Source organism: Pseudomonas sp. GM41(2012), assembly GCF_000282315.2.
In the GTDB taxonomy this organism is placed as follows: domain Bacteria; phylum Pseudomonadota; class Gammaproteobacteria; order Pseudomonadales; family Pseudomonadaceae; genus Aquipseudomonas.
The window spans coordinates 237,222-250,547 of sequence record NZ_AKJN02000002.1 but is presented as its reverse complement, the minus strand read 5'-3'; the positions used below and the strand labels follow the sequence as shown (position 1 = coordinate 250,547).

Here is a 13,326-nt window from a genome sequence, read left to right as displayed (position 1 = left end):
TATCGACCATGCAATGGATGTTCATGCTGATAGGGATGGTGCTGGGCTGGGTACTCGACGAGTCCTTCAGCGATGCGCTGTTGGGCGCATTGCTCGGGCTGGGTATTGGCCAGGCCATTCGCATTGGCCGCCTGGGTTCACAGGCCACCGAGCAACGTAAGCTACTTGATCAGGCTCAGATCGCGCTGAATGCGGTGCAGCAACGGCTGTCATTGCTGGAAGTGTCAGGCGTCAAGACGCCGGAATCCCACGAACCCGAGCCGTCTCCTGAATTCACGCTCGACGAAATCCCTGCCGAAGCCCCGGAACTGGTCTGGGAACTCCCTCCCGAACTGGAACCGATTACCGCGGCTGCCGCCGAAAGCAGCCGTCCAGTGCCCGTCGATGCCTGGAAACCCGAACCGGTCGCCCACGAACCACAACAACCCGCCATCCCGCGTGGCCCGAACTTCATTGACCGCGCCATCAGTGGCGCCCGCAACTGGCTGTTCGGCGGCAACACGGTGCTGCGGGTCGGTGTGGTGCTGTTGTTTCTGGGTTTGGCCTTCCTGCTGCGTTACGCCACCGAAGGCATGGTGGTGCCGATCGAGTTGCGTTACGCCGGTGTTGCGGCGGCGGCATTGGGGCTTCTGGGGCTGGGCTGGTGGCTTAGAACACGCAACAGCAATTACGCGTTGATGCTGCAAGGCACCGGGATCGCGGTGCTGTACCTGACCGTGTTTGCCGCGATGCGCCTGCATCCGCTGCTCGATCCTACGGCGGCGTTAGGCCTGCTGGTCGCGGTGACGGTGTTCTCGGCGATTCTTGCCATCACCCAGGATGCCTTGGGCCTGGCTGCCGCTGCAGCGTTGGGTGGTTTTGCCGCGCCGATCCTGACCTCCACCGGCGCCGGCAACCATGTCGCACTGTTCAGCTACTTCGCCTTGCTCAACGCCGGCATCCTCGCCATCGCCTGGTTCAAGGCCTGGCGGCTGCTCAACCTGATCGGTTTCGTCGGCACCTTCGGCATCGGTTTCGCCTGGGGTCTGCGTTCCTATACGCCGGAGTTGTTGTGGAGTACCGAGCCGTTCCTGATTGTGTTCTTCCTGATGTACCTGGCCATCGGTCTGCTGTTCGCCAGGCGCAAGTTGCTGGAAATGAGCGATGCACCCGAGGACGACAGCCGTGAAGCGCTGCTGCATTGGTCGGCGCGCAAGGGCGATTACGTCGACGGCACGATGCTGTTCGGTCCTCCGTTGGTGGGCTTCGGCTTGCAGTTCGCATTGGTCCAGCACTTGGAATTCGCTTCAGCCTTCAGCGCATTGGCGTTGGGCATGATTTACATGGGCCTGGCGCGCCTGCTGATGGGCGGACGAGCGTTGCTGTTGGCGGAAACCTGTCTGGCGCTGGGGGTGATCTTCGCCAGCCTGGCGATTCCGTTGGGGCTCGATGCGCGCTGGACCGCTGCTGCCTGGGCTGTCGAAGGCGCCGGCATCTTCTGGCTGGGCCTGCGTCAGCAACGACCGCTGGCCCGAGCCTTTGCCTTGCTGCTGCAACTGGGCTCGGCGCTGGCCTTCCTCAGTGAGCTGCGAATCGGCGAAAGCAGCCTGCTCGAGGGTGCGCCGCTCGGTGCGTTGATGCTCGGCGTGGCGTTGTTGTTCAGCTTCTACCAGTTGCGCAAAGCCTTGCCCGAGCAGACGTCGGACTGGGAGCGTAAAGGGCTGCCCGTGTTGGCCTGCCTCGGTCTGACCTTTCTTTATCTGCTGGCGCCGTTGTTCTTCTTCACTCACGGTACGGCGATCAGTTGGGCGCTGGCGGGGTTGGCGACCTTGTTCGTTGGCTTGCGTCTGCAGTCGCGCACCTTCCTGTTCACCGCATTCGCCGTGCAGTTGCTCGGCGGTGCGTTGTTCCTGCTGCGGCTGCAAGGTTCGAGCGGTGAGTCCGCCGCTGTGTTCAGCGCGGGTTGGAGCGGTTTGCTGAGCGCGTCGTTGATCGGCCTGGCGCTGATCGCTGGCATGTTGCTGGCGGCGCGCGATGAGATGGTCCGAAGCGATGTGCGCTTGCTGCGCGGCTTGTCGGTGGTGCTGCTGGCCGGTCTGGTGTTGATCAATCTGGCGGTGCTGTTCGTCCTGCCTTGGCAAACAGCGAGCGCGGTATGGGCGGCCAGCGGTCTGTTCATCATCTGGCTCAGTCTTTATCTGAAGCAGCGCGTGAGTTTTGTCTTCGGTTTGCTGTTGCAGGTGATCGGTGGCGCGGCGTTCCTGCTGGCCGGGCCGGATTTGCTCGGACCGCTTGCGAGTGAAGGATTGAAGCCTCTGGCTCACAGCGGTTTCTGGACGCCGCTGGTGTTGGGTTTGGCTGCAATGGTCGGCGCCTGGCGCTTGCAGCTCGGCAATCATGCGTCGGCCTTCGATGTGCTGAGCTTGCAGCGTTTGTCCGAAGTGCTGCTGGTGTGGGGCGCGGCTTGGTGGGCGCTGGCGTGGGTCAGTGAGGTGCTGCGCTTCGCACCGTTGAATCTGCAAGCGACGTTGTTGCTGGCCGTTGCGGCGCTGAGTATGGCGCTGTGGACAGTCTTGGCGCTGCGCCTGAAATGGTCGGCGCTGGGCTTGCTCTGCACCTTGCTGATTCTTGCGTCCGGTTTGGTGTTGCTGGCTGCGTGGCACTCGCGTTATCACCCGGCGGCCAATTTTGGTTGGCTGGTATGGGCGGCCGTGTTCGTTGTGCACTTCATCTCTCTGCGGCGTCTGGCGCCGATGTTGCCGGCGCGCGCCCTCAGTACCGCGCACGTGCTCGGCTGCTGGCTGTTGATCGGTGTGCTGGCGCTGGAGCTGCGTTACGGTTTGCTGCTGTTGTCCGAGCAGTACAACGCCTGGCGCTGGTTGGGTTGGGCGATTCTGCCGAGCCTGTATCTGGTCCTCGCAGCCGCACCCCGTGCCTGGCCATGGCCGGTGTCGACTTATGCCCGCGAATACCGTGTCTATGCCGCCGCACCATTGGCATTGCTCATGCTCGGGTGGTTCTGGCTGGCGAACATCGTCAGCGACGGCACCGCCGAACCGTTGCCTTACGTACCTCTGATCAACCCGCTGGAGTTGGGTCTGCTGTTTGCGCTGTTCGGCGTCTACGTATGGTCCCGCAGCGCCGTGACGCAACTGGCGATCCGCAAGGACTATGCCGAACACGCCACGCAACTGATCGCTGGCGCCTCGCTGTTTGTGTTCTTCACGGCGCTGGTAATGCGCACTGCCCACCATTGGGGCGGTGTGCCGTTCGAGCTGGATTTGTTGCTCGAATCCATGCTGGTGCAGGCCGGTCTGTCCATCGTCTGGACGTTGATGGCCCTGAGTCTGATGATCGGCGGCCATCTGCGTCATCGCCGCGAAGTCTGGCTGATCGGTGCGGCGCTGATTGGTGTGGTGGTGGCCAAACTGTTCTTTGTCGAATTGAGTAACCGCGGCGGACTCGCCCGGATCGTCTCGTTTATCGGCGTTGGCGTGTTGCTGTTGGTGGTGGGCTATTTCGCCCCGTTGCCGCCCAAGCGCTTTGATGCTGAGCCGGAGGCTGAAAAACCGGCCCCGCAAACCGAAGGAGTGTCGTCTTGAGTCAGAAGCTGAACCTGGTCTGGTTGGGCGCTGTTGCGCTGGGTGTGGCGCTGTCGGCCAGTGCTCAGGAAAAACTGGCGGACTTCGCCACGCAGGTACCGTTGTCGGTCAGCGGCGAAGGTCCGTGGTATCGACTCGAATTGCCGTTGAGCGTGCAATTGAATGCGCGGCAAACCGATCTCAGCGATGTGCGCGTGTTCAATGCCGCCGGTGAGGCGCAGGCGTATTCCTTGGCGCGCGCGCCGGCGCAGACCAGCGAAAACCGTACCCTGACCGACGTGAAGTGGTTCCCGCTGTACAACTCGGCGGACTCCACCGAGCACGCACCGAGCGTGCGGGTGCAATCGAGCGCCAACGGCACGCTGGTCGAAGTGCAGCCGTCCAGTCAGTTGGAGGCGGGCGAAGAAATGCTGCGCGGCTGGTTGCTCGACGCCAGCAGTATCAAAGCTCCGTTGCAGCAGTTGATCCTCGACTGGACCAGCGAACGCGACGGCTTCCAGCGTTTCACCATCGAAGCCAGCGACGACTTGCAGCATTGGCAGTCGTGGGGCGAAGGTCAGGTGGCACGCCTGACGTTTGCTGACGAACAGGTCGAGCAGCATGAAGTCGCCCTGCCGGGTCAGTCGGCCCGTTATCTGCGCTTGCTGTGGAACACGCCGCAATCGGCCCCGACATTGACCTCTGCGCAACTGCTAAGCGCCAAGACCCGCAGTCTGCCGCTACCGCTTGTCTGGTCGCAACCCCTGGCCGGCAGCAGCGTGAAGGCTGGTGAATACACTTGGCAATTACCCATGGGGCTGAATGTCGAGCGCGTGCAGGTCGAGTTGAGTCAACCCAACAGTTTGGCGCCCGTGACCTTGTCCGGTCGTCGGGAAAGTAGCCTGCCGTGGCAGCCGATGAGCAGCGGTTTGCTCTATCGCTTGACCCAGAATGGCCAGGACGTGGTGCAGAACGAATTGCAGCTGTCGGGGCAAATCGTTCAGCAGTTGAAGCTGACGGTGGACGAGCGCGGCGGCGGTCTGGGTGCCGAGGCACCGACAGTGCGATTCGCCGTGCGCTCCATTCAATTGATGTTCCTGGCGCGCGGGGCGGGGCCTTATACGCTCGCGCTGGGAAGTGCCACGGTGAAGGCGGCAAGCCTGCCGCTGTCGACGTTGATTCCGGATTACAGCGCTGCAAAGTTGGCGACATTGGGCAAGGCTACGGTGGAGGGCGGGACGGTGGCCACGCCAGCGTCGACCGTGACAACGGCTGCGACGATCGACACAAACTGGAAGAAAATCGGGCTGTGGGCGGTGTTGCTGCTCAGTGTTTTGTTCCTGGGCGCGATGGCGTTCAGTCTGTTGCGCAAGCCGCCGGCCAAGCCTTGAAGGCGGGTGCTCGCGATAGCGGTTCCAGGTCGGTAAAAATGCCGGATTCGAACTACGCTCAACCGGGCGCATGAACTCTATTGGGTGTAACACGTCTGATAGGAGGAAATGCGCCCCGACTCGCGTTAAACTGCGCGGGTTTTTAGCCCCCCCATTCCACCGGAGCCTTCCATGTCCCGCGTTACCCTGAGTCGCTATTTGATTGAGCAGACCCGTAGCAATAACACCCCTGCCGATCTGCGTTTCCTGATCGAAGTGGTGGCGCGTGCTTGCAAAGAGATCAACCACGCCGTGTCCAAAGGCGCCCTCGGTGGTGTTCTGGGCAGCATGGGCACTGAAAACGTCCAAGGTGAAGTGCAGAAGAAACTCGACGTGATCTCCAACGAGATCCTGCTCGAAGCCAACGAATGGGGCGGTCACCTGGCCGGCATGGCGTCCGAAGAAATGGACAACGCCTACCAGATCCCGGGCAAATACCCGAAAGGCGCGTACCTGCTGGTTTTCGACCCACTGGACGGCTCGTCGAACATCGATATCAACGCGCCGGTCGGTACTATCTTCTCGGTGCTGCGTTGCCCGAACGAATACCTGAGCCAAAACGAGCCCTTGAACGAAAAGGCTTTCCTGCAGCCAGGCACCGAGCAAGTGGCTGCCGGTTACGCGATCTACGGTCCACAGACCATGTTGATCCTGACCCTGGGCGACGGCGTAAAAGGCTTCACCCTGGACCGCGAAATGGGCAGCTTCGTGCTGACCCATGAAGACATCAAGATCCCGGAATCCACTCAGGAATTCGCGATCAACTCTTCCAACCAGCGTCACTGGGAAGCGCCGGTACAACGCTACGTCAGCGAATTGCTGGCGGGCGAAGAAGGCCCGCTGAAAAAGAACTACAACATGCGCTGGGTCGCCGCGATGGTCGCGGACGTGCACCGCATCCTGACCCGTGGTGGCTTGTTCATGTACCCACGCGACAGCCGCGAGCCGTCCAAGCCGGGCAAGCTGCGTCTGATGTACGAAGCCAACCCGATGTCGTTCCTGGTTGAACAGGCTGGCGGCGCTTCTACCGATGGCCATCAGCGCATCCTCGACATCAAGCCTGACGGCTTGCACCAGCGTGTCGCGGTGTTCCTCGGTTCGAAAGAAGAAGTCGAACGCGTCACGGCTTACCACAAGGAATAAACCATGACCGCGCCCTGGCAGCCGTTGCTCGAATGGTGGTTCGGAACATTCGAATCCCCCAACGAAATAGCGGCTGACAAGGGCAAGTTATGGTTCGGCAAGCGCGACAGCCAGGACCTCGAAGCGCAGACGCGTTTCGGGGACTGGGTCGAGCAGGCACTGGCCGGCGGATTGACCGAGTGGGCGCAACGCCCCGAAGGTTGGCTGGCCCTGGTGCTGCTGCTCGATCAACTGCCGCGAATGATCTTTCGCGACACTCCCAAATCCTTTTCAGGCGATCTCAGGGCTCAGGCACTGGTGGCGCAAGGCATTGCTGCGGATTTCGATCGGCAGTTGCGGCCGATCCAGCGGGTATTCATCTACCTGGTGTTTGAGCATTGCGAGAATCTGGCGGTGCAGAATGAGGCGGTTTCGCGGTTTATCGAGCTGGTTGCGCAGCAGCCGGAAGCTGAGCGGGCACTGTTTACCGATTATCTGAACTATGCCGAGAAGCATCAGCAGGTGATTGCACGGTTTGGGCGGTTTCCGCATCGCAATGCGGTGTTGGAAAGGGAGTCTACGGCTGAGGAGTTGGCGTTTCTTTCGGGACCCGGGTCTCGGTTCTAAATCCACCCCTCACCCTAACCCTCTCCCCAAGGGGTAGAGGGGACTGACCGAGTTGTGCTTTCGAGTGACATCGACCTGAAATATCAAGTCGAGCTCAGGTTTCGAAAACCATGAAGATCTGCTCCCTTTCCCCCTCTCCCCCGTGGGGAGAGGGCTGGGGTGAGGGGTGGATCTTGAAGTTTAAATGCGGAAACTACCCACCAATTGCTTCAACCGCGCCGCCTGCTGCTCAAGGTCTGAACACGCACGCAACGTCGCCTGCAAGTTCTCCACGCCTTCCTGGTTCAGCGTGTTGATCTCGGTAATGTCGACATTGATCGACTCCACCACCGCCGTCTGCTCTTCCGTCGCAGTGGCCACCGACTGGTTCATCCCGTCGATCTCACCGATACGCTGAGTCACGCTGCCCAGACGTTCGCCCGCCTGGTTGGCGATGCCGACGCTGCTTTCGCTCTGGCGCTGGCTGTCGGTCATGGTGATCACGGCTTCCCGGGCGCCGACTTGCAGTTCCTCGATCATCTTCTGCACTTGCTGCGCCGAATCCTGAGTCCGGTGCGCGAGGTTACGCACCTCGTCCGCGACCACGGCAAAACCGCGACCGGCTTCACCGGCACGGGCCGCTTCGATGGCGGCGTTGAGTGCCAGCAGGTTGGTCTGCTGGGAGATGCTGGTGATCACTTCCAGAATCTGCCCGATGTTCACGGTATTGCTATTGAGCGTTTCGATGTTGCCGCACGAATCGCTGATCTTCGCCGAGAGCTGCTGCATCGCCGCGATGGTTTTATCGACGACTTGCTGACCGTCTTCGGCCAATGCGCGGGCATCGCTCGAATGCTGAGAGGCGAGGGCGGCGTTCTGGGCGATTTCCTGGGCGGCGGCGCCCAGTTCGTTGATGGCGGCGGCGACGCTGCTGGTGCGTGAGGCTTGCTGGTCGGAATTGAACATCGACGAGTTCGACGCCGCAACCACACGCAAGGCGACTTCGTTGACCTGGCCGGTGGCCGAGGACACTTCGCGAATCGACGTATGAATACGCTCCACAAAACGGTTGAACGAGGTGCCCAGTGCACCGAATTCGTCCTGGCCGTGAATCGTCAGGCGTTTGGTCAGGTCACCTTCACCTTCGGCGATGTCATGCATGGCGCGGCCCATGGTCAACAGGGGCTGCATCAGGAAGCTGATCAGCATGCCCAACAGCGCGATGATGATCACGACGGCAATGACCATGGCGATGATCGCCGAGGTGCGGAACTCGCTGAGCATCGAGAACGCGGTGTCCTGATCCAGCACCAGCGCCACGTACCAGTCTGCCGAGGGCACACCGTTGACGTGGGTAAAGGAGATGAATTGAGTCTTGCCGTCGATCTCGACTTCTTTCATGCCCGGGCTGACTTTCGGCGCGCCGTTCGGGTAGGCGTCGGTCAGGCTCTTGAGCACCAGTTTGCTGTCCGGGTGGATCAGGATCTTGCCATCGGCGCTGACGATAAACGCGTGGCCATGGCCGCCGAAGTTCAGCGAGTTGATGATCGCGCTGACGCTGGACAGGTCGATGTCTGCGCCGGCGACGCCGATCATTTGATTCTGATGTTTCACCGGGGTGGCAACGGTGATCACCAGTTTGCCCGACGACGCGGCGATATAAGGTTCGGTGACGATGGTCTGTTGGGCGCCATTGGCCGCCTTGTACCAGCCACGGGCGCGGGGGTCGTAATCCGCGGCACGATTGCCGGCCGGGACCGAGAACATCACGCCGTCGGTGCCACCGAAGTAGCTCAACTGAAAATTACTGGTGTAGGCCGGCAGGTCGATGGCGCGCTTGAGGTTGGCCTGAGCGCTACCGTCCACGGCGATTTGCTGGGACAGCGATTGCAGCAACTGCATGCGGCTTTCCAGCCAGGTCTGGATGTTGCTGGTGGTCAGGCTGCCAAGTTCCTGCATCGAGGACTCGGTACTGCTGCGCAGGGTTTGACGCTGGCGGTAGTCGTTGAAAAGGATGAAACAAGCGAATGCAACGGCCACCACGAGGGCGGCAGCCAACAAGATCTTGTGGCTGAACTTCATGTTTCTGGTCATTAAATGAGCTACCGCGGAGTGGCTGGTCAACAAAGGGGCGTCAATTTGCCACAGTCGTGGGCGTTGCGCTGCTTTTTATGTCGACTGGCCGGCGCCAAAGATTAGGCGGCTTTTGCGAAAACCGACGAAATACCCAATAGCGAAAGTAAAGTTGCAGATTTTCCAAATAAGGCAGACGAGCGGCCCAATAAATAGCCGGGCGGCCAGGGAACCAGATAGGGGTTTTCTCTTCTAAGCTTCAGCTTGGCAGCCATGCCATTCCCCTTCGCCCCAGGAGCTACACCATGTCGCTGCGTTCTATCGCCTTGCTTTCGTTCTGCGTGTTGTTGGCCGCTTGCAGCAAGATCAATCAGGAAAACTACTCGAAGCTTTCGTCAGGCATGCCCAAGGCCGAAGTAGAAACCTTGTTGGGCAAACCCTCCGATTGCTCGGGCGCGCTCGGCATGTCCAGTTGCACCTGGGGTGACAAGAACAGCTTTATCAGCGTGCAGTACGCCGGTGACAAAGTGCTGATGTTTTCCGGCCAAGGCCTGAAGTAAACCGGGGTTATACGCCCACGGGAGAAAAATAATGAAGCGGTTACTGATAGTCCTTTTAGCCGGCCTGGTTTTGGCCGGCTGCGCCACGTCTGGCGTAGATCCGTTGGCACCGAAAACCGCCAATAGCGTCAATCTCAAGAAGTACCAAGGGACCTGGTACGAGTTGGCTCGTCTGCCGATGTATTTCCAGCGCAACTGCGCGCAATCCGAAGCCCATTACACGCTCAAGCCTGACGGCAAGGTGTTGGTGCTCAATCGCTGCCTGACGGCGGACTGGCAGTGGGAAGAGGCCAAAGGCGTGGCCTGGCCACAGGAACCGGGTAAAACCGACAAGCTGTGGGTCGAGTTCGATACCTGGTTTTCGCGGCTGATTCCGGGTGCGGCGAAGGGAGAGTACTGGGTGTTGTACGTCAGCGATGACTACAAGACCGCCATTGTTGGCGATCCGAGCCGCAAGTATCTGTGGCTGCTGTCACGGACCCCGACGGTCAATGGCGTCGTGCGTGAGGAACTGCTGAGCAAGGCGCGTCAGCAAGGTTACGACACCACGCGGCTGATCTGGCGCGCGACAGACACGCAGATGGCCAAGACCTCGAATTAACAGTCACCGAAGACCCAATGTGGGAGCGAGCCTGCTCGCGATAGCGGCCTGTCAGTCAACATTGATGTTGAATCTGGCGGCCCTTTCGCGAGCAGGCTCGCTCCCACAGTTGTTTCCGGTGTTAGCCCAATAGATCGCGCAAGACTTGGGTGAAGGCGCGGTTACTTTCTTCTTCGTCCGCATGACGCCCATCACGCACAACCCACTGGCCATTGACCAACACATCCCGCACCTGGCGATCGCCACCGGCAAACAACCAGCGATTGAGAATCCCGTCGCCACTGGCTGTCGCCAGGTACGGATCGTTGCCATCCAGCACCAGCCAATCCGCACGTTTGCCAACTTCCAGCGCACCAATCGACTGACCCAGCGCTTGAGCGCCGCCATCCAGCGCCGCGTCGTACAGCGTGCGGCCGACCATCGGCTGATCCGCGCCATACAAACGGTTACGGCGTTGGTCGCGCAGACGCTGGCCGTATTCCAGCCAGCGCAATTCTTCCACCACGCTCAATGACACATGGCTGTCGGAACCGATGCCCATGCGCCCGCCCTGAGCGAGGAAATCCACTGCCGGGAAAATCCCGTCGCCGAGGTTGGCTTCGGTGGTCAGGCACAAGCCGGCGATGGCGCGACTCTTGGCCATCAGCGTGACTTCTTCCGGGTTGGCGTGGGTGGCGTGAACCAGGCACCAGCGCTGATCGACTTCGGTGTTCTCGTACAGCCATTGCAGCGGACGGCGGCCGCTCCAGCTCACGCAGTCATCGACTTCTTTCTGCTGTTCGGCGATGTGGATGTGCACCGGGCACTGCCGGTCACTGGCGGCCAGCACTTCGCTGATCTGCTGCGGTGTTACCGCGCGCAACGAGTGGAAACACAAACCCAGCGACTGCGCCGGTTGCTGCGCCAGGATCGGCTGCAAGCGCGATTGAAGCTTGAGGTAGTTTTCGGTGCTGTTGATAAAGCGGCGCTGGCCTTCGTTCGGGGCCTGGCCGCCGAAACCGGAATGGCTGTAGAGCACCGGCAGCAGGGTCAGGCCGATCCCGGCGGAACTGGCGGCGTGGCTGATGCGTAGCGCCAGTTCGGCCGGGTCCGCGTAAGGCTGGCCGTTGGTGTCGTGGTGTACATAATGAAATTCCGCGACCGAGGTGTAACCGGCCTTGAGCATTTCGATGTACAGCTGACGGGCGATGACGCCGAGTTGATCCGGGCTGATTTTTCCGACGAGGCGATACATCAAATCGCGCCAGGTCCAGAAACTGTCATTCGGATTACCCGCCACTTCCGCCAGCCCGGCCATGGCGCGCTGGAAAGCGTGGGAGTGTAAATTCGGCATACCCGGCAGCAGCGGACCGCTTAGCCGTTCGGCGCCATCTGCGTTGGAATCGGCCTGGATATGGGTCAACACGCCATCGGCGCTGACCTCAAGACGTACATTGTTGGCCCATCCACTAGGCAGCAGCGCGCGTTCAGCAAAGAAGGCGGACATGGTTCAGCACCCCATCGTGTGTTATTTGTATATACATATACAGACGTTTGCCTGCTCGGTAAACTCCGGCAAGCTAGTAGCCCTCAACAAATGAACAAGGATTAACCGTGCCAACTCCGTCTGCCACATTGCCGCCGAATGCCAATCTGAGCGCCAATCTGGGCGACAGTCCGGCGCCCTTGTACGCCCGCGTCAAACAGATGATCACCCAGCAAATCGACAGTGGAAACTGGCCGCCGCACTACCGCGTTCCGTCGGAAAGCGAGCTGGTCAACCAGCTGGGGTTCAGCCGTATGACCATCAATCGCGCCCTGCGCGAGATGACCGCCGACGGTCTGCTGGTGCGCATGCAGGGTGTCGGTACGTTCGTCGCCGAGCCGAAAAGTCAGTCCGCGCTGTTTGAAGTCCACAACATCGCCGACGAAATCGCCTCCCGTGGCCATCGCCACACCTGCAAGGTCATCACCCTCGAAGAAGAGGCTGCCGGTTCCGAGCGGGCCTTGGCCCTGGACATGCGAGAAGGCCAGAAAGTCTTTCACTCGCTGATCGTGCATTTCGAAAATGATATCCCGGTGCAAATCGAAGACCGTTTCGTCAACGCACTGGTGGCGCCGGACTACCTCAAGCAGGACTTCACCCTGCAAACGCCATACGCCTATCTGAACCAGGTCGCGCCGCTGACTGAAGGCGAGCACGTGGTCGAGGCGATTCTGGCCGAGGCCAGTGAGTGCAAGTTGCTGCAGATTGAAAAGGGCGAGCCGTGCCTGCTGATTCGCCGCCGCACCTGGTCCGGCCGTCAGCCAGTGACCGCCGCCCGTTTGATCCACCCCGGTTCCCGTCATCGTCTGGAAGGTCGGTTTCATAAATGAATCAAGTAAAGGTTCTACGCGCAAAAGATTACCCACGCATGCCATGGAAAAACGGCGGCGGCAGCACTGAAGAAATCACCCGTGATGGAGGTGCCGGCCTTGAGGGTTTCGGCTGGCGTCTGTCGATTGCCGACATCGGCGAGTCGGGCGGTTTCTCGACATTCGCCGGCTATGAGCGAGTGATCACTGTGCTGCAAGGCGACGGCATGACCTTGCGGGTTGATGGTCAGGACACTCGGCCATTGTTACCGCTGGAGCCATTTGCTTTCAGCGGCGAGAGCCAGGTTTCCTGCACCTTGCTCGGCGGGCCGATCCGCGACTTCAACCTGATTTATGCACCGCAGCGTTATAGCGCGCGGTTGCAGTGGCTGGACGGCGAGCAGCGGTTTTTCAGCTCGGCGGGCACCGTGCTTGTGTTCAGTATCACCGACGAGCTTGAAGTGAAGGTCGGTAACAGTGCCTCACAGCTGGGTCGCCATGATTGCCTGCAACTCGACGGTAACGCCGACCTGCTGGAAGTCTCCAGCAACGGTCAGTGCTGTGTGATCGAGCTGACTGCACGCTGATCCAACTGTTTACAAAATCTCTGTGGCGAGGGGGTTTACCCCCGTTGGGTTGCGAAGCGACCCCAAAAAATGGGGCTGCTGCGCAACCCAACGGGGGTAAACCCCCTCGCCACAAAAGCAATCCTCATCCTGTTTCCCATCGCGCACCACTTTGTTACCGAACGCCCCAGCGTGGCGCAAAACCCCGCTCAAGTAACAGCTGTAATCCCCCTCACAAAATCCCCCCGAAAAATTTCATCTTTGCCAGAACCCTTGATCCAGGCGCTTTCCAGCCGTTTCAAAACTTTTCTTGAGCACTCATTCAGCAAGTTGGCCGCTTGATTGCATATGCTTGTATGTACAAGTAAAGACGTATGCGTATGAGTCGATCGAGACTCCTCGCAACGTCCACTGATTCGCTTGTGTCGCGTTGACGCGCACAGGCTGGCTTATCCCCCCGCCAGGGTTGGTTTG

12 protein-coding genes are annotated in these 13,326 nt (G+C 60.3%); 9 read left to right on the top strand and 3 right to left on the bottom strand.

Annotated elements, in window-relative coordinates; genetic code table 11:
• The first annotated feature begins 8 nt into the window (after positions 1–8).
• The 4 genes from PMI27_RS27810 to PMI27_RS27825 all read left to right on the top strand — a co-directional run bounded on the left by PMI27_RS27810 (position 9) and on the right by PMI27_RS27825 (position 6,739).
• Positions 9–3,581, top strand: a complete 3,573-nt coding sequence (locus PMI27_RS27810) for a DUF2339 domain-containing protein (protein ID WP_008149452.1) — start codon at positions 9–11, stop codon at positions 3,579–3,581.
• Entirely contained in the window at positions 3,578–4,951 is a 1,374-nt protein-coding gene (locus PMI27_RS27815; protein ID WP_008149454.1) for a DUF3999 domain-containing protein, read from the top strand. The genes PMI27_RS27810 and PMI27_RS27815 overlap by 4 nt, the downstream gene beginning before the upstream one ends.
• Before the next feature lie 171 nt (positions 4,952–5,122).
• Positions 5,123–6,133, top strand: a complete 1,011-nt coding sequence (locus PMI27_RS27820) for a class 1 fructose-bisphosphatase (protein WP_008149456.1) — start codon at positions 5,123–5,125, stop codon at positions 6,131–6,133.
• A 3-nt stretch (positions 6,134–6,136) separates the two neighbouring features.
• Complete coding sequence (locus PMI27_RS27825) at positions 6,137–6,739, top strand: DUF924 family protein (RefSeq protein WP_008149458.1); 603 nt, start codon at positions 6,137–6,139, stop codon at positions 6,737–6,739.
• Positions 6,740–6,919: 180 nt separating this feature from the next.
• Here the strand turns inward: PMI27_RS27825 and PMI27_RS27830 are convergent, their stop codons facing one another.
• The gene (locus tag PMI27_RS27830; RefSeq protein ID WP_150113487.1) at positions 6,920–8,812 is read right to left on the bottom strand and encodes a methyl-accepting chemotaxis protein; all 1,893 of its coding nucleotides are present in this window, start codon (positions 8,810–8,812) and stop codon (positions 6,920–6,922) included.
• Positions 8,813–8,913: 101 nt separating this feature from the next.
• Entirely contained in the window at positions 8,914–9,066 is a 153-nt protein-coding gene (locus PMI27_RS31730; RefSeq protein ID WP_160171627.1) for a hypothetical protein, read from the bottom strand.
• Between the two features lie 30 nt (positions 9,067–9,096).
• On the opposite strand from PMI27_RS31730, the gene PMI27_RS27835 reads away from it, so the two are divergent.
• Both PMI27_RS27835 and PMI27_RS27840 read left to right on the top strand, forming a co-directional pair.
• Positions 9,097–9,351 (top strand): hypothetical protein, encoded by a 255-nt coding sequence (locus tag PMI27_RS27835; RefSeq protein ID WP_008149462.1) that lies wholly within the window; start codon positions 9,097–9,099, stop codon positions 9,349–9,351.
• Between the two features lie 31 nt (positions 9,352–9,382).
• Positions 9,383–9,952: a lipocalin family protein gene (locus PMI27_RS27840; protein WP_008149464.1), complete on the top strand. Its 570-nt coding sequence runs from the start codon at positions 9,383–9,385 to the stop codon at positions 9,950–9,952.
• A 121-nt stretch (positions 9,953–10,073) separates the two neighbouring features.
• Here PMI27_RS27840 and PMI27_RS27845 read toward each other — a convergent pair whose 3' ends face one another.
• Complete coding sequence (locus PMI27_RS27845; RefSeq protein WP_008149465.1) at positions 10,074–11,438, bottom strand: formimidoylglutamate deiminase; 1,365 nt, start codon at positions 11,436–11,438, stop codon at positions 10,074–10,076.
• Positions 11,439–11,638: 200 nt separating this feature from the next.
• Between PMI27_RS27845 and hutC the strand changes: the two genes are divergently transcribed.
• The 3 genes from hutC (at position 11,639) to PMI27_RS31725 (ending at position 13,194) form a co-directional block, all read left to right on the top strand.
• Complete coding sequence (gene hutC, locus PMI27_RS27850; protein WP_236713266.1) at positions 11,639–12,307, top strand: histidine utilization repressor; 669 nt, start codon at positions 11,639–11,641, stop codon at positions 12,305–12,307.
• Positions 12,304–12,873, top strand: coding sequence for a HutD/Ves family protein (locus tag PMI27_RS27855; protein WP_008149470.1), 570 nt, complete (start codon positions 12,304–12,306; stop codon positions 12,871–12,873). The genes hutC and PMI27_RS27855 overlap by 4 nt, the downstream gene beginning before the upstream one ends.
• A 69-nt stretch (positions 12,874–12,942) precedes the next feature.
• On the top strand, positions 12,943–13,194 hold the full coding sequence (locus PMI27_RS31725) for a hypothetical protein (RefSeq protein ID WP_160171626.1): 252 nt from the start codon (positions 12,943–12,945) through the stop codon (positions 13,192–13,194).
• Positions 13,195–13,326 lie beyond the last annotated feature (132 nt).